Annotated in this window: 14 protein-coding genes; 4 read left to right on the top strand and 10 right to left on the bottom strand. The window is 47.2% G+C overall.

Features of this window, described 5'->3' with window-relative positions; translation table 11 throughout:
• Positions 1 to 28: 28 nt before the first annotated feature.
• Entirely contained in the window at positions 29 to 2,293 is a 2,265-nt protein-coding gene (locus NT239_15750; GenBank protein XGA71189.1) for an arginine/lysine/ornithine decarboxylase, read from the top strand.
• A 101-nt stretch (positions 2,294 to 2,394) separates the two neighbouring features.
• On the opposite strand, the gene NT239_15745 is transcribed toward NT239_15750, so the two are convergent.
• Positions 2,395 to 3,156, bottom strand: coding sequence for a transporter substrate-binding domain-containing protein (locus NT239_15745; protein XGA71188.1), 762 nt, complete (start codon positions 3,154 to 3,156; stop codon positions 2,395 to 2,397).
• A 1-nt stretch (position 3,157) separates the two neighbouring features.
• Positions 3,158 to 4,015 carry an N-acetylmuramoyl-L-alanine amidase gene (locus NT239_15740; protein XGA71187.1) on the bottom strand — a complete coding sequence of 286 codons (858 nt, stop codon included), beginning with the start codon at positions 4,013 to 4,015 and terminating at the stop codon, positions 3,158 to 3,160.
• A 758-nt stretch (positions 4,016 to 4,773) separates the two neighbouring features.
• Between NT239_15740 and NT239_15735 the strand changes: the two genes are divergently transcribed.
• Genes NT239_15735 through NT239_15725 form a run of 3 tightly spaced genes read left to right on the top strand, consistent with a single transcriptional unit; the run spans position 4,774 to position 7,792 of the window.
• Positions 4,774 to 5,844 carry an efflux RND transporter periplasmic adaptor subunit gene (locus tag NT239_15735; protein XGA71186.1) on the top strand — a complete coding sequence of 357 codons (1,071 nt, stop codon included), beginning with the start codon at positions 4,774 to 4,776 and terminating at the stop codon, positions 5,842 to 5,844.
• Entirely contained in the window at positions 5,844 to 7,088 is a 1,245-nt protein-coding gene (locus tag NT239_15730) for an ABC transporter permease (protein ID XGA71185.1), read from the top strand. The genes NT239_15735 and NT239_15730 overlap by 1 nt, the downstream gene beginning before the upstream one ends.
• Complete coding sequence (locus NT239_15725; GenBank protein XGA71184.1) at positions 7,088 to 7,792, top strand: ABC transporter ATP-binding protein; 705 nt, start codon at positions 7,088 to 7,090, stop codon at positions 7,790 to 7,792. Before NT239_15730 ends, NT239_15725 begins: the two co-directional genes overlap by 1 nt.
• A gap of 47 nt (positions 7,793 to 7,839) precedes the next feature.
• On the opposite strand, the gene NT239_15720 is transcribed toward NT239_15725, so the two are convergent.
• The 8 genes from NT239_15720 to lepA all read right to left on the bottom strand — a co-directional run bounded on the left by NT239_15720 (position 7,840) and on the right by lepA (position 15,769).
• Complete coding sequence (locus tag NT239_15720; protein ID XGA71183.1) at positions 7,840 to 9,555, bottom strand: hypothetical protein; 1,716 nt, start codon at positions 9,553 to 9,555, stop codon at positions 7,840 to 7,842.
• Positions 9,556 to 9,567: 12 nt separating this feature from the next.
• On the bottom strand, positions 9,568 to 9,948 hold the full coding sequence (locus tag NT239_15715; protein XGA71182.1) for an STAS/SEC14 domain-containing protein: 381 nt from the start codon (positions 9,946 to 9,948) through the stop codon (positions 9,568 to 9,570).
• A gap of 255 nt (positions 9,949 to 10,203) precedes the next feature.
• A complete protein-coding gene (recO, locus tag NT239_15710; protein XGA71181.1) occupies positions 10,204 to 10,929 on the bottom strand; it encodes a DNA repair protein RecO in 726 nt (241 codons plus the stop codon).
• A 1-nt stretch (position 10,930) separates the two neighbouring features.
• Complete coding sequence (gene era, locus NT239_15705) at positions 10,931 to 11,860, bottom strand: GTPase Era (protein ID XGA71180.1); 930 nt, start codon at positions 11,858 to 11,860, stop codon at positions 10,931 to 10,933.
• A complete protein-coding gene (gene rnc, locus NT239_15700; protein XGA71179.1) occupies positions 11,857 to 12,567 on the bottom strand; it encodes a ribonuclease III in 711 nt (236 codons plus the stop codon). The genes era and rnc overlap by 4 nt, the downstream gene beginning before the upstream one ends.
• A gap of 22 nt (positions 12,568 to 12,589) precedes the next feature.
• Entirely contained in the window at positions 12,590 to 12,955 is a 366-nt protein-coding gene (locus tag NT239_15695) for a DUF4845 domain-containing protein (GenBank protein ID XGA71178.1), read from the bottom strand.
• A gap of 35 nt (positions 12,956 to 12,990) precedes the next feature.
• The gene (gene lepB, locus NT239_15690; protein XGA71177.1) at positions 12,991 to 13,950 is read right to left on the bottom strand and encodes a signal peptidase I; all 960 of its coding nucleotides are present in this window, start codon (positions 13,948 to 13,950) and stop codon (positions 12,991 to 12,993) included.
• A gap of 25 nt (positions 13,951 to 13,975) precedes the next feature.
• Entirely contained in the window at positions 13,976 to 15,769 is a 1,794-nt protein-coding gene (gene lepA / locus NT239_15685; GenBank protein ID XGA71176.1) for a translation elongation factor 4, read from the bottom strand.
• Between the last annotated feature and the right edge of the window lie 23 nt (positions 15,770 to 15,792).

Here is a 15,792-nt window from a genome sequence, read left to right as displayed (position 1 = left end):
TTTTCAGACGTCTAAATTGGGAAACACCATGCGCTTTTACTTCCCCCTCGTCATTATTGACGAAGACTTCCGCTCGGAAAATACCAGCGGTTCCGGTATCCGTGAATTGGCGGCGGCCATTGAGGCCGAGGGTACGGATGTGGTGGGTTATACCAGCTATGGTGATTTAACCTCGTTTGCCCAACAACAAAGCCGCGCTTGTGGTTTTATCTTGTCGATTGACGACGAAGAATTTGGTGGCGGCTCTGCAGAAGAAACGCAAAACGCGCTTGAACATTTACGCACCTTTGTCGCCGAAATTCGCCGTCGCAACCCCGATATTCCGATCTACTTGTACGGTGAAACGCGCACCGCTCGCCATATACCCAATGATGTATTGCGTGAGCTGCACGGCTTTATTCACATGCACGAAGATACCCCCGAATTCGTGGCGCGCCACATTATCCGCGAAGCCAAGTCTTACCTCGATAGCCTGGCGCCACCGTTCTTCCGCGCGCTGACTAATTACGCGCAAGACGGCTCGTATTCATGGCACTGCCCGGGTCACTCGGGCGGCGTGGCGTTCTTGAAATCACCCGTCGGCCAGATGTTTCACCAATTTTTTGGCGAAAACATGCTGCGCGCCGACGTATGTAATGCAGTAGAAGAACTCGGCCAGCTGCTCGATCACACTGGCCCAGTTGCGGCGTCTGAGCGCAATGCGGCGCGTATTTTTAACGCCGACCATTTGTATTTCGTAACCAACGGCACATCAACGTCGAACAAAATCGTCTGGAACTCAACCGTGGCGCCGGGCGATATTGTCGTCGTTGACCGTAACTGCCACAAATCGATTCTACACGCGATCATGATGACCGGCGCGGTGCCGATTTTCTTGATGCCAACGCGCAATCATTACGGCATTATCGGCCCAATCCCTCGCAGCGAGTTCGAGCCAGAGTCGATCCGCCAGAAAATGCTGGCCAACCCATTCTGCCGTGAAAAACTGGCCGAAAATCCAGACATCAAACCGCGCGTATTGACGATTACCCAATCGACTTACGATGGCGTGTTGTACAACGTCGAAGAGATCAAAGGCCTGTTGGATGGCGTAATCGAAACGCTGCACTTTGACGAAGCGTGGTTGCCGCACGCGGCGTTCCACGATTTCTATGGCGACTACCACGCAATTGGCGAGGATCGCCCGCGTTGTAAAGATTCAATGATTTTTTCAACGCAATCGACGCATAAATTATTGGCGGGGATTTCGCAGGCATCACAAATCTTGGTGCAAGACGCGACCGACAATAAGCTTGACCGCGATATTTTCAACGAAGCTTACCTGATGCACACCTCAACCAGCCCACAGTACGCGATTATCGCGTCATGCGACGTGGCGGCGGCGATGATGGAAGCACCAGGCGGCACTGCACTGGTGGAAGAATCGCTTGCCGAAGCGCTGGAATTCCGCCGCGCAATGCGCAAAGTGGACGAAGAATACGGCAGCGACTGGTGGTTCAAGGTCTGGGGCCCAGATGATCTGACCGACGAAGGTCTGGATCACCGTGATGCGTGGATGCTCAAAGCCGGTGAAAACTGGCACGGCTTTGGTGACATCGCCGAAGGCTTTAACTTGCTCGACCCGATCAAGGCGACGATTTTAACGCCAGGTCTAAACGTGGATGGCGACTTTACCGACCAAGGTATCCCAGCCGCGATTGTCGCGAAGTATCTGGCTGAACACGGCGTCGTGATTGAGAAAACCGGCCTATACTCCTTCTTCATTATGTTCACGATCGGCATTACCAAAGGCCGCTGGAACACGATGGTGACGGCGTTGCAGCAATTTAAAGACGACTACGACAAAAATGCCCCACTGTGGCGCGTATTGCCCGAATTTGTAGCGCAATTCCCGCAGTACGAACGCATCGGCCTGCGCGATTTGTGTCAGCAAATTCACGGCATTTACCGCGAGAACAACGTCGCTAAATTAACGACCGAAATGTACTTGTCGGATCTGGTGCCAGCGATGAAACCATCGAAAGCATTCGCCAAAATGGCGCACAAAGAGATCGAGCGCGTGCCGCTCGATGCGCTGGAAGGCCGCATCACCGCGGTGATGTTAACGCCCTATCCGCCAGGCATTCCACTGTTGGTACCGGGTGAAGTGTTTAACAAAACCATCGTTGACTACCTGAAATTTGTCCGTGCGTTCAATGGCAAATTCCCGGGCTTTGAGACTTACACCCACGGCCTGGTGGCCGAGAAAGTGGATGGTCAAACCAAGTACTTTGTCGATTGCGTTCGCGCCTAAGCAAAAAGCCCGCTGTTAAGCGGGCTTTTTTCATGAGGGTATTTATAAAACAGCAAATACATCGTCATGTATTTGCCAAAAAGCTACATCATATCTATCTTCTAAGGCAATACCCTGCCTTTATCTACCCAATCAACCAAACCATAAGGTTTGAGGATTTTTTGTAGCTCACCAGTTTTTCGCATTTTCTTAATCCCTTCATCCAGCAATTTGGCCAATTGTGCGGCATCGACCCGACGCGGGGAAAATGCTAAATACAGGGCGTCACTACGCTGGGCACAACCCGCTTCGCGCAAGGCATAGCCCATTTGATACATTTGATACTGGGCAACCAGCTCGTATTCAACCAAGGTGGAAACACGCCCTGCATTCAGCTTGGCTACACTGCGCTGAAAGCCCCCAACCCCATTCACAGGATCCACCTGACTCAAAGGCAATAGCGCATCAATTTCACTGCCATAGCTATAACCGCGGATCGTGCCGAGGCGTATACCTCGTAATGATTCCTCATTGTGAAATCGCCAATTTGAGCTTGGCTGGGTATAAAAGCAGACCCGTGAAATGGCTTGTGGATGGACGGGAAATACCCATGATTGACGTTTGGGGAGTTTTAACACCCCCAAAAAGCCAGCGGCTTCACCTGAATTCATCATCGCTTCCGCACGCGCAAATGGCACCACGTCATACTTGACGGAATAGCCTGCCGGCTCAAAAATCGCCTTGGCCAGCTCAACAAAGTAACCTGGTTTTTTGGGATCATCATTACAAACCACTGGGCACCACGGGTCGCTGACCAAAAGCAGATTTGAGCCCGCCTGTGAATAGATGGGCAGCAACATCAAAAAATAGAGCAAATATTTCATCTTATTGCGCATCAGCTGATTTTTTTCTGCGGCTTGTGGCTGATTGTTGGGCCGCTGGATTTATTGACGCGGGCAAGGCCAAACAATCTAGGCTATTTAACACTGCAGTCGCTACTTTAGCTTGATGAGCTGGTGATTTGAGCAGCAATGCTTCCTCGGGATTAGGCAGCACGCCGCCTTCAAACAAAATGGCAGGAACACTGTTATGGCGCAAGACGGCGAAATTAGCCTGATAGATTCCCCGTGCTTCATCCAATAAAGGACGATAACTACCAGCCACCCCATTGGCATGATGTAAAGTCGGCCTCATGCCTAAGCTTTGTAGTTCATCGGCCAAACGCTCCGCGCACGCCATGCTGGTTTGCAGATGGTGGCCATGTCCAGCTAATACGTTGCTCGGTGACATAGCAGTGGTGGTGTTGGCATATTGTGGGTCCGCATTGAAGACAAACAAGGAATACCCCGCAAAACGGCGGCTCATTTTATAACGTTGCCCTTGCCAAAGCCAATCGTCGAGATAGGCTTCATGCATTGAGTCATGATGAAATGAAATAAACAAATCATGACCTTGAGCTAATTCAGCTCGCGGCTTAAGCTCCAGCATTTGCCCATCTGCGCCGATCACAGTGACACTATGCCCTGCTCCTCGCAAACGCTCGGCGACGCGCTGAACAATGGCCAGGTTATAACTAAATTCCGTTTCGCCATACGCACTGGTTGTACCTGATGCGATTAAATTATGGCCCACATCAAGTGCAATTTTGGCTGCGCGCACCGACCCCATCGTCGCCCCCAAAACAATCAGTAAGAACAATGCGAGGGCTGGCTGTAACAACATTTTTTTTAGCAAGCTCAGCATCTTTTCTCCATCACCAAGAAAGCCTGTCACCAACTTTAAAAGTTAGCGCGGATACCTCCAAGCTGTATATGGATAAATTTTCATCACTACAACAACTTCTCGCCGATCGCCTCACAGCGGCCCCGCTTAATCAACGCCAGCTTTTATCACATGTCTCGGACCGCATATCGGCGAAATAATACGTTCAAGCTCTTGCCACTCGCTATGCCCCGCATAGATTGCATAGTGAAACTTACCTTAACCCCTACCCAGCGGGTTTGCCTACATGACCGCGCCTATATTGTTTATTAGTTTTCATACCAAGCCCTGCTCGCCATTCGCAAGCAGTGATGCATTGGCTTTGACTCTAGGCAGATGGACTTGCCAGCATGGCTGGCAGGCGTATCTAGAAGTGCAAAGGGTGGCATCGCTTCAAATGATGCGGACAACACAATTGGATGGCCGGCACTTAGTCATTTTTTGCCACAGCGAATACTCACTTACAGAACCCTGCGCGTGGTACAGCGTTGATACCCTAGCGTGCTCAGTGCCTCAAGCACGTGACGCTGGCCGCATGCAAATCTGCGCATTGCTCAATACCCAGATGGGGCATACTCCAAAAAACTGCTTCCAATTTAAGATCCTAGCAAATACCCCGTATGTAAATGTAACCGCATGGCAACAACTATCAGATTTTTTACTCGATTTTAATTATGCCTATCCAGCTTGATTAGTTCAGAGGCAAGAAAAAGCTAGTCTACGAGGAAATATCGGCCACAATGAAAGTACAGCAAACGCGTTGCTGCTTCATTGACGAGTGCCACATGCGTTTTAAATCCGCTTTTTTGGTTTTAGTCACCGCCCTTCTTCTCGGCTATGGTGCCTGGTATCGCTACGGACCCCTTGAAGTCAACATCCTGCACGCCCAACCGGGCTTGGCGATCGAGGCCATTTATGCCACAGGTCAAGTTGAACCAAGTGTACTGCTACCTATTGCACCAAGAATTGCTGGCTACCTCACTGCGCTCCCTGTACAAGAAGGCCAACAGATTCGAAAGGGGCAAATTTTGGCGCAACTGTCGGCGAATGATCTGGCCAGAACTGTCGATGAACAAAATGCCCGCGCCCAATATGCGCAACAACAGCGCGCACGGACGGCATCTTTGGTTGCCCAAGGATTTTATTCTGGCGCAGAGCTTGATCGTGTCACCGCTGAAGCGAATGCAACGCAGGCCGCACTGCGGCGAGCAAGGGCTTTACAGTCTTATACCACGATCCTAGCACCGGCTGACGGTTTGATTCTGCGCCGCGATGTAGAGGTAGGCCAATTTGTGAATGCGGGCCAAGTGTTAATGTCCATGTCCTGCTGTGCGCCATTGCGGGTGAGTGCCGAAGTTGATGAAGAAGATATTGAGCAAGTCAGGGTGGGACAAACCGTCGTTTTACAGGCCCCTGCCCTTGGCCAGAAAGTACTAGCTGGGCATGTGGAATCGATTACACCGAAAGGAGATCCAATTGCGCGTAGCTATCGGGTTCGGATTGCGGTCAAGAATCATCAAGCATTGCGGGTCGGCATGACCATAGAAGCCAATCTAATTGTGCAGCAAAAAGAGCGCGCTTTATTGCTTGCCAACGAAATGATACAGGATGAAGGTGTTTGGCTGCATGTGAATGGACGTGCCGTATTTCGGCGAATTCATTTTGGCATAAAGGGCAGCACAAAAAGTGAGATTTTGACAGGGCTAACTGCACAGGAACAAATCATTTGGCCAATTCCCAAGGGCATCCGTGAAGGACGACGATTGGCGGTAAAAAATCACTTACTCCCCATTAGAAAGAGTCAACCCTAATGCAATTATTGCTATCGATTGCCATCACCTATTTGCACAGCCGATTGCGAGCAACTCTAGTTTCTTTAGGCGGGGTTGTATTAGGCGTGGCGTTTTTTTTGGCAGTTTCAGCGCTAATGCAAGGATCAGAAAAAGACTTTATTAAACGCTTAATTGATAACAGCCCGCATATCACCATCTCAGATGAGCATCGCACTGCGGCACCTCAAGCGGCACAACTACGCTGGCCTGATGCTGCGATCGCTATTCGGCATATTAAACCGAGCATTGAAACACGAGGGATACGAAACTATCAGGCTAAATTGGCATATTTAAAACACTTCCCAGGGGTCAAAGTCGCTCCCGTATTAGTGGGCTCAGCTGTCTTGCAATTTGCTGGTCGTCAGCAAAGCATTGCCATCTCAGGCATTGCGCCCAGCATGATGCAAGAAGTTTCTTTTCTGGATGATCAATTTATTGCAGGACAACTCGATGCGCTAGATGGAGAGACAGCCGGCATCATTATTGGGGCAAGCTTAGCTCAGAAATTTCAATTACAACTAGGGAGCACCGTAAGCATTACTGCGGGAGCAGCAGGCAATAAAACGCTGCACATCGTGGGTATATTTCGTTCAGGCAACGCGAATTATGATGAAAGCCAAACTTTTGTCTTATTAAAGCAAGCTCAAGCTTTACTTGAACGGCCACAGCGAATAAATCGCCTGATATTGCAGTTGGACGACCCCTATCAAGCCAGAGAATTAGCACATCAACTAGAAAAACAATTGGGTTACAAAGCCATCTCTTGGCTTGAAGCATCAGAAGATATATTGAGCCTACTACTGATTCGCAACTTAATCATGTTTAGTGTGGTTGGGGCTATTTTAATCGTCGCATCATTTGGCATCTACAACACGATATCAACCTTTGTCATCGAGAAAACGCGGGATATTGCCATATTGAAGTCGATGGGGTTTCAGGCTCAAGATGTTTTAACAATTTTCCTATTACAAGGTTTGATTATTGGCCTGATTGGTAGTTTAGCTGGACTACTCATTGGCGCTGGTTTAATGCAGGGACTAAGTTTGGTTGAAATAAAACCACCAGGCGCTACACAAACTAGCCATTTACCCATTTGGTGGGGGCACGAGCAATTCTTTCTCGCCACCCTCTTTGCCTTATTCACTAGTTTATTGGCATCCTATTTACCTGCACGTCGCGCCAGTCGGCTCATGCCAGTTCAGACTTTACGTGGGGCAACATAATGGCCGCGGGGGAGATTCAACAGCAGCAATATATCTTACGCACAGAGCATTTATCCCGCAGTATCGAGGGTGAAATCACTATTCAGCTCGTGGATGATGTGTCACTTGCAATTGAACTTGGCCAATTTGTTTGTATTATGGGGCCATCGGGATCGGGAAAGTCATCATTACTTTATCTTCTTGGCTTGCTCGATTTACCTACCGCAGGCCAAATTTGGCTGGCTGGGCAGCACACTGCGCAACTTAGCGATGTCGAGCTGGCGCAGTTTCGCTTAAAAAATCTTGGCTATGTGTTTCAATTTCACTTTTTGCTCAGTGAATTTAGCGCAATTGATAATGTTGCTTTGCCGATGAGAAAACTAGGCGAACTGGAACACGAGGCGATTCTAGAACGGGCGTGCAGTTTGCTAACACAGTTAGGTTTAGCAGATCAGCAAAAGAAATTTCCCCATCAACTCTCTGGTGGCCAACGCCAACGCGTTGCGATAGCCAGGGCTTTGGCCAATGATCCCAAAATTATTCTTGCGGATGAACCCACGGGTAATTTGGACTCGGCCTCTGCTGCTAATGTGAGGGATATTTTGAAAGACTTAAGCCATTCGCTCGGAAAAACAATTATTTCCGTTACTCATGACGCACAATTTGCCAGCGTTGCAGATAAAATTATTCAAATCGTCGATGGGAAGATAAAAATCGATACATGATGCTGTCAAATAAATAAGGGGCTACCTAGCCCCTTGTAACGCATAGATCAATTTTCTTGCCGTAATACATTCACGGCAACCCAAATCCAATCAACCCCTTTTTCTAACACTAAGCCCAGACTAACCGAGAAGCGTTTATCACGTGCGCGAATTTGATAAATCTTATCCAGTCCATAATCAGCGGAATGCATAATCAAGGTATTGACGCTTTTACCGTCAATTTGATGTGGCACATAGAGCGCTGTTTTTACATTCGGGAGATCAAGTCCACCGGTAAAGCCAAGCTCCGTGACCGTCATGTTCTCAATGCGATCATTCTGTTCAGAATGCATTCCTACCATCACAGGAGTCGTGGTGAGAACCTGAATGCCTGCAGAGATTTCATCATCGTTTAAACGAGCAATTCGTCGCAAAACACCAATTTGCCAGTTTTCTGCACTTCCCAAACGTAGGCCCAACAACACATTAGGACGAATCCACTCATTTTCAGAAAAGCGCAGTACAGCCCCTAGGCCACCGTTGCTTTCATTTTCAATCGCCCAAGTTTGCCAATCGTTTTGCTTTTTATTCACGACATAGGGATTATTGGCAATCGCGCTTTTTTGCTTAGTGCGTGAAGAAACAAAACCATACAGGCGCATGTCCATGATTTCATCGTAATCGATTTTCTCGCTTGCCTCTCGGCCCGACTTCATAAATTTGTCATTATCTTCTTTGATATAGCCACAAATTCGATCCAGGCCGTAGATAATGTCCGCTGCTTTGGTGACCTTAGTACGTTCACTGCGCTTGACTTGGCTGTTGCGCATACTCATAGTCCAGAAGACATCGAGATGCTTTAACAACTCGGTCACTGCAGGCCCACGTGCATCGGGGCCTAAGTCTAGCGAGGCAAAATTTGCTCCGGTCATCAAGCGCCCCAAGATTTCCTGCACTTGATTTACTAGTTCTGTTAAGCCCCAATAGCGATAAGGCTCACCCATTAGTTCAGGGTTAATTTTTTGCGCACCCTGTGACTCTTGCAAATTAACGCAAAAATGATGGCGATCTTCGGCATATTTACGCGAAATCTGCACTAACTTAGACCATTTCTCTAACCATAAATCGACTAGATCAATTTGCCGAACCGATAGATTATTATTGGACAATGTATTGAGCATCAACATCTGAATATACTCATCCGCACAGGATGAGATTTCAGTTGAGTGACTTGGGTACAAGGAAAAAGGATTACTATCAAAGCCACCTATTTCAGATAGGCGATAAAACTGATGCGCACTCGTCCAAATTTTTGGCGGAACACGTTCGAATCTAAAGTAGTGCCATTTGGCCTGAATTGATAAATAACGCAAACAGCGAGCCAAAACCACGGGCATTAATGGCTCAAACTGTTTTTGCAAAACTTCATTGGATTCAGCTTGCACAAAGCGTTGATATGCATCGACCATGTCGTATGCATAAGTAACGATATCTTTCCACAGCTTTTGTTCGATTTCCTTCGACATGCGGGGATTTGAAACATACTGATAGCACACGGCATCAAATGCTTCTTGCACATGCTCGTCAATTAGCATTAACGCTTGTAGGCTTTCAAATGTGATTGTTTGATTGCCAGCAACAAAGTCATTCACAATACCGTGCACCTTGGCACTGCGTGTTGCAGGGTCGACCAAGTCCAAGCCTTTACACCATTGAGTAGCTGCTTTGACGTTGGACAACGGTGATTTGTCTTTAACGAATAACGAAGAAATACGATCCAGCATGCTTAATCCAGCCTAATTTTGTGCAGATGTAGTGTTGGACAAATCTTGTGCCTCGGCAAACCAAGCTAATGCGTCATTAACCGATTCAAAAATCATGACATTTGAATCTGAAATTGCACGATTAATCCAAACAGACCATACGACCCACTGATCATCAGTCACAACCGCAATTTTTTCAAAGTCTTGCTGATGTTGTTGTGAAAAATGAATTTCCTCCCATGCCATATCAAGTGTATAAGAGGTCATCTCGCTTAGGTCAAACAACAAGCGAGCAGGGCCGTGAAAGCCAATATCGTATAGTACGTTGTCTTCGAATTCTTTGTAATCTTGAAGTGTAAATTGCCCAAAGATCACAACATGAATGTAGTTCGCTTCGTGTGAAATGCTAATCATAGAGCCCCCTTGTCGCGGCACGATGTGCGACTACTCTAAAGATAGAGCGAAAACCAACTAAAGCCTAAGCATTTTTACATTAAAATAACGGCAGCAATACAATTGCTGTTCGTTAGTATGTATCGAGAATGGCAGTCGTTAGCTTAGTCCAGCAATCCATATCGATAGTACATCATCATAAAGATGTGGGCACCAAATACCCACCCCATGTATTGAGTAATATTGAAAATATAGAAAGGATTACTGCGATATACCCTAGATACGCTGTAAATCCAACAGCAGCTGACGTGTATGTAAAATTTTATCCCCCAAAATCAATGACAACGATTGTCGCATCCAGATTTTCGCCCAAGGCCAAAGCGCTTCATTGCTCATATCATCACGCGCGAATTGCAAAATCAACTCACCCGCACAAGCATCCAGCGACGCAGAGCGAACAAATCCGTGTTGCGGTTGAAATTGATAGTAAAGATGGGGTTGGATGAATTCCGAACTATTGCACAATTGATTCCAACTGATCCCAAAACCGAGTTCTATTAACAGTTTTTTCTCAAAGAGTCGAAGAATTGGCTCTACTGCATCAGATGATGATTTGGCCAATGCTTGAATTGCATCGAAATAAGCCACAAACAAACGGGGATGTGGCTCTTCTTTTAGCAATAAGTTTTGCAGTAGCTCATTCAAATAAAAAGCGCAGAGCAAAGGTAGCCCGGAAAGTTGAGGCAGCCCAGGTTGCCAGTGCGCAGCGTGCAAGGTTTTAACCTCACCACTGCCAAACCATGAGAGTAAGAGCGGTTGAAAACTGAGTAAAACACTACGAATTTGCGAACCTGGTCGCTGAACACCTCGAGCATAAATGGTTTGCCTACCATGATCCCGAGTAAACACATCGAGAAGTCGACTCGTTTCGCGATAGGCATATTGGTGCAGCACAAAGGCCGGATGATCATTAATCCGATTTTTTGCTGCACCCTTAGCCATCTTACTCGTAACCGAATTGACGAATTAAACGCGTATCGTCGGCCCAGCCGCTTTTCACTTTGACAAAGACTTCCAGAAAGACTTTAGCGTCGAACAAGGTCTCCATGTCGACCCGGGCGTCCGTCGCGATTTTTTTAAGCTTTTCGCCTTTTTTACCGATCAAAATAGCCTTTTGATTTTCGCGCTCAACCATAATCGCGGCATAAATGCGGCGTAATTCCTTGCCATTGGCCAGGGTTTCTTCTTGGAATTTTTCAATTTCCACCGCCATCACATACGGTAACTCTTCACCCATCATTCGGAATATTTTTTCGCGAATAATTTCGGATGCCAAAAAGCGTTCATTACGATCGGTGAGGTGATCCGCGTCAAACAGCGGAACTGATTCAGGCAATAGCAGTTCAACCGCCTCGAGCAGCACATCGAGTTTTTGTGAGCGCTGAGCAGAAATCGGTACGATAGCGGCAAAGTTAAATTGGCCAGAGACTTTCTCAATAAACGGCAGCATCATCGCAACGTTATCGAGCAGGTCGACTTTATTAATCACCAAAATAACAGGGCGATCACGTGGCAACAACTTCAGCACAGCTTCATCCGCAGGGCCAAAGCGGCCCGCTTCGACGACAAATAGAATCGCATCAACATCAGCCAGCGTAGTGGTCACACTGCGATTCATCGCTTGATTGAGCGCATTGCGATATTTGGTTTGAAAACCCGGAGTATCGACAAACACAAATTGCGCGGTTTCTGAAGTTAATACGCCATTAATACGATGACGCGTCGTTTGCGCTTTACGCGAGGTAATACTGAGCTTTTGGCCGATTAAATGATTCATCATCGTTGACTTGCCCACATTGGGCTGGCCTACGATCGCAATAAAACCGCAGCGATAGCCATTTTCATTTTCAGCAGTTAGGATTTCTTCAGTCATTTTTTGGCTACCTTTTTGCCGGGGTGTTGCAAACGAAGTTGATGCAATAAGCGTCCAGCGGCCTCTTGCTCGGCGGCGCGACGACTTGTGCCTTCGGCTTTGGTCGCGACTTTCAATTCAACGCAAGTACACGACACTTCGAAAATTTGATCTGGCGACTCACCAATTTGGCGTAACACCTCATATTGAGGCAACGCTAGTTTTCGCGCTTGTAGCCATTCTTGCAATGAAGTTTTTGCGTCTTTCATTGCATCGCTTGGGTTAACTTCGGCGATGCGGGCATCAAATAGTTTTTCAACGACCTTAGCCGCCGCGTCAAAACCACCGTCTAGCCAAATCGCACCCAAGATAGCTTCCAAGGCATCCGCTAAGATGCTTGGGCGGCGATGCCCACCACTTTTTAACTCCCCCTCGCCAAGAGAGAGGTAATCCCCCAATTGCAATTCGGTCGCAATCACGGCCAAAGAGTCCTGGCGAACAAAGTGCGCACGCAAACGTGACAAATCACCCTCGCTAAATTGCGGAAATGAGTGATAAAGCTTGCGCGCCACCAAGGCATTAAGAATACCGTCCCCAACAAACTCAAGGCGTTCGTTATGGATCGATGAAGAAGATCGATGCGTTAAAGCTTGCTTTAAAAGCTTAGGCTCAGAAAAAACATAACCGAGCGCTTTTTGTAAGCGCTCGGCAGGAAGCACAACAGACAAAATATACCCTTAATCTAAAAAATCAATCTTTAGCAGCGGCAGAACTACTTTCGACATCAAACTGGAACAACAAGCTGACGTTTGCAACCAAAGGTACTACCTTTTCATAATTTGCTGTCACTATTGTGCTTCCTCCGACCTGATTAATCAAAAGGTCTTCTGGATTCACGGCTTCGATATCACTAATTTGAGCATGTTTTGAATACGAATCGCGAATAACAGCCGGTGAAGCTCCTGAATTTTGACTCACAACAGTTGCGATAGCCTGCTTAATATTAAAATACTCGATATATGTCGGTACAACTTTGAAGGCAGTAATTAAAGCCATCGCAACTGCCATTGCAACGATGATAAAGCCAAAAAAAGATAAGCCTTGCTGTTTTCTCATTTTCTCATCCCCACTAAATATGAATATGTGATTCCTTATTGAATCATCGTACCAATACGGTCTAGATGTTTAAAGTTCATCCAGATCAAAAATGCTTTACCCACCACATACTTATCATCCACAAACCCCCAATAGCGACTATCGGCACTGTGGTCACGATTATCACCCATCGTGAAATACTGATTGGCGGGCACTTTACACACAAATCCACTTTCATCATAGCGGCATTTTTCTCGCCCAGGAAAGTCAGCGACTTCAGAAAGACTTAGGGTTGGTGTATCTGCCATATTGAGCGTATTAAACTTATGTGAGCCCATCGTCTCGGTGAACTGCAAATTCCGTACCTCATAAACACCTTGCTCAGTATAAGCGTGTTCACCCGCAGCCACAGTTGTCACCGCTTGTCCGTTTACGGTGAGCTTTTTGTTACGATATTCAACTGTATCACCTGGCACTGCCACTACGCGCTTAATATAGTTAATTTGCGGATTAACTGGGTAGTTAAACACCATCACATTGCCACGTTCTGGCTTTGAGACCGGAATTACCACTTGGTTAGTCACCGGCATACGTAAACCGAAGGCGTATTTATTGACGAGAATAAAATCACCAACAATCAGCCCGGGGCGCATTGATGATGACGGAATCTGGAACGGTTCTACCAAGAATGAACGTAGGACAAATACGATCAAGATCACAGGAAAAAAACCGCGACCATATTCAACCCAATCTGCCACTGGATTTTGACCGCGCTTTTTTTGCCATACAAACTTATCCAGCGACCAAATCACGCCAGTGATCAGCACAAACAGCAACATTGCCGTGCTAATTGATAAGAATTGCACCATCAAGATAAAAACGCCAACGACGACTGACAAATAGCCGTATTGAACCAGTTGAGGCGGCTCGTTGCCTTTACGTTCGTGCTTTGCGCCCGCGCCAATGAGCACTGGACCCAAAATCAATAAAACTACCCCGATCAACAACCAGTTCATGTGTTTATCCTAATCTCGGTAAAGTTTATTTATCTGATACTTGCAAGATAGCCAAGAACGCTTCTTGTGGGATTTCAACATTCCCCACTTGCTTCATGCGTTTTTTACCCGCTTTTTGCTTATCCAGCAGTTTGCGTTTACGTGAAACGTCACCACCGTAACACTTCGCCAGCACGTCTTTACGCATTGCTTTCACTGTTTCACGCGCGATAATTTGGCTACCGATCGCGGCCTGAACTGCGATATCAAACATTTGGCGTGGAATTAATTCACGCATTTTTGAAATCAATTCCCGACCGCGATACACGCTATTGCTGCGGTGAACGATCAAACTTAAAGCATCAACGCGCTCGCCATTCACCAATACGTCCAGCTTCACCAAATCGCCCGCGCGGAATTCTTTAAAGTCGTAATCGAGCGACGCATAACCACGCGATACGGATTTGAGCTTATCAAAGAAGTCCATCACAACTTCGGCCATCGGCAAATCGTAGGTCAACATCACTTGGCGACCCATATACTGCATATTGACCTGCGCACCACGTTTTTGATTGCATAGCGTCATAACTGGGCCGACGTAATCTTGTGGCACCAAAATTGTCGCCGTGATAATTGGCTCGCGTACTTCGTCGTATTTCGATGGATCAGGCAGTTTGGATGGGTTTTCGATCTGCACCACCTCACCACCGCGCATCACCAACTCGTACACCACGGTCGGCGCCGTAGTGATCAAATCCATATCAAACTCACGCTCAAGGCGCTCTTGCACGATCTCCAAGTGCAACAGCCCCAAGAAACCACAACGGAAACCAAAGCCCAAGGCCGAAGACACTTCAGGCTCGAAATGCAGCGAGGCATCATTTAGTTGCAACTTTTCCAAGCTATCGCGCAATTTTTCGTAATCGTGACTTTCTACTGGATACAAGCCAGCAAAGACTTGAGATTTCACATCTTTAAAACCAGGCAAAGGCTCAGCAGCAGGCTCTTTGGCGTTGGTAATCGTGTCTCCCACTTTGGCACTGGCCAATTCTTTAATACCGGCAATCACAAAACCTACTTCGCCCGCCTTCAGAACATCACGCTGCACAGATTTGGGCGTAAAGACACCGACTTGTTCGCACAAATGCTGCGCTTTCGATGACATAAACAGCACTTTGTCTTTCGGGCGCAACTCACCATCCACTACGCGCACCAGCATGATAACGCCAACATAGTTATCAAACCATGAATCAATGATTAAAGCTTTTAAAGGTCCAGCTGGATTACCTTTAGGAGGGGGTATCTTCGTAACAACCTCTTCCAGAATATCCTCGATGCCAATACCCGACTTGGCAGATGCATGCACTGCGCCCATCGACTCGATGCCGATAATGTCTTCGATTTCTTGCGCCACGCGATCTGGGTCAGCCGCTGGCAAATCGATTTTGTTCAAGACTGGGCGAACTTCCACGCCCTGCTCAATCGCTGTGTAGCAGTTAGCAACGGTTTGCGCTTCGACCCCTTGTGAAGCATCAACGACCAACAACGCACCTTCACACGCTGCGAGTGAGCGGCTGACTTCATAGCTAAAGTCAACGTGTCCTGGGGTATCAATCAGATTGAGGTTATAAACTTTGCCGTCGCGCGCTTTGTAATGCAGCGCGGCAGTTTGCGCTTTAATCGTAATGCCACGTTCTTTTTCAATATCCATTGAGTCGAGCACTTGCTCGCTCATTTCACGCATTTCTAAGCCGCCACAAAACTGAATGAACCGATCCGCCAAGGTACTTTTACCGTGGTCGATGTGGGCAATAATAGAGAAATTACGAATATGATCCATGTGTCCAGCCAAATCTTGTAAGG

This window comes from Chitinibacter sp. SCUT-21 (assembly GCA_041874755.1).
Lineage (GTDB): Bacteria > Pseudomonadota > Gammaproteobacteria > Burkholderiales > Chitinibacteraceae > Chitinibacter.
The sequence above is the reverse complement of the archived record's forward strand: the minus strand, read 5'-3'. Positions and strand labels throughout refer to the sequence as shown.

Bases quoted from the DNA above. Each gene is read 5' to 3' on its own strand.
- NT239_15750 (XGA71189.1), top strand. From the start codon at position 29: ATGCGCTTTTACTTCCCCCTCGTCATTATTGACGAAGACTTCCGCTCG.
- NT239_15745 (XGA71188.1), bottom strand. From the start codon at position 3,156: ATGAAATATTTGCTCTATTTTTTGATGTTGCTGCCCATCTATTCACAG.
- NT239_15740 (XGA71187.1), bottom strand. From the start codon at position 4,015: ATGCTGAGCTTGCTAAAAAAAATGTTGTTACAGCCAGCCCTCGCATTG.
- NT239_15735 (XGA71186.1), top strand. From the start codon at position 4,774: ATGAAAGTACAGCAAACGCGTTGCTGCTTCATTGACGAGTGCCACATG.
- NT239_15730 (XGA71185.1), top strand. From the start codon at position 5,844: ATGCAATTATTGCTATCGATTGCCATCACCTATTTGCACAGCCGATTG.
- NT239_15725 (XGA71184.1), top strand. From the start codon at position 7,088: ATGGCCGCGGGGGAGATTCAACAGCAGCAATATATCTTACGCACAGAG.
- NT239_15720 (XGA71183.1), bottom strand. From the start codon at position 9,555: ATGCTGGATCGTATTTCTTCGTTATTCGTTAAAGACAAATCACCGTTG.
- NT239_15715 (XGA71182.1), bottom strand. From the start codon at position 9,948: ATGATTAGCATTTCACACGAAGCGAACTACATTCATGTTGTGATCTTT.
- recO (XGA71181.1), bottom strand. From the start codon at position 10,929: ATGGCTAAGGGTGCAGCAAAAAATCGGATTAATGATCATCCGGCCTTT.
- era (XGA71180.1), bottom strand. From the start codon at position 11,860: ATGACTGAAGAAATCCTAACTGCTGAAAATGAAAATGGCTATCGCTGC.
- NT239_15695 (XGA71178.1), bottom strand. From the start codon at position 12,955: ATGAGAAAACAGCAAGGCTTATCTTTTTTTGGCTTTATCATCGTTGCA.
- lepB (XGA71177.1), bottom strand. From the start codon at position 13,950: ATGAACTGGTTGTTGATCGGGGTAGTTTTATTGATTTTGGGTCCAGTG.
- lepA (XGA71176.1), bottom strand. From the start codon at position 15,769: ATGGATCATATTCGTAATTTCTCTATTATTGCCCACATCGACCACGGT.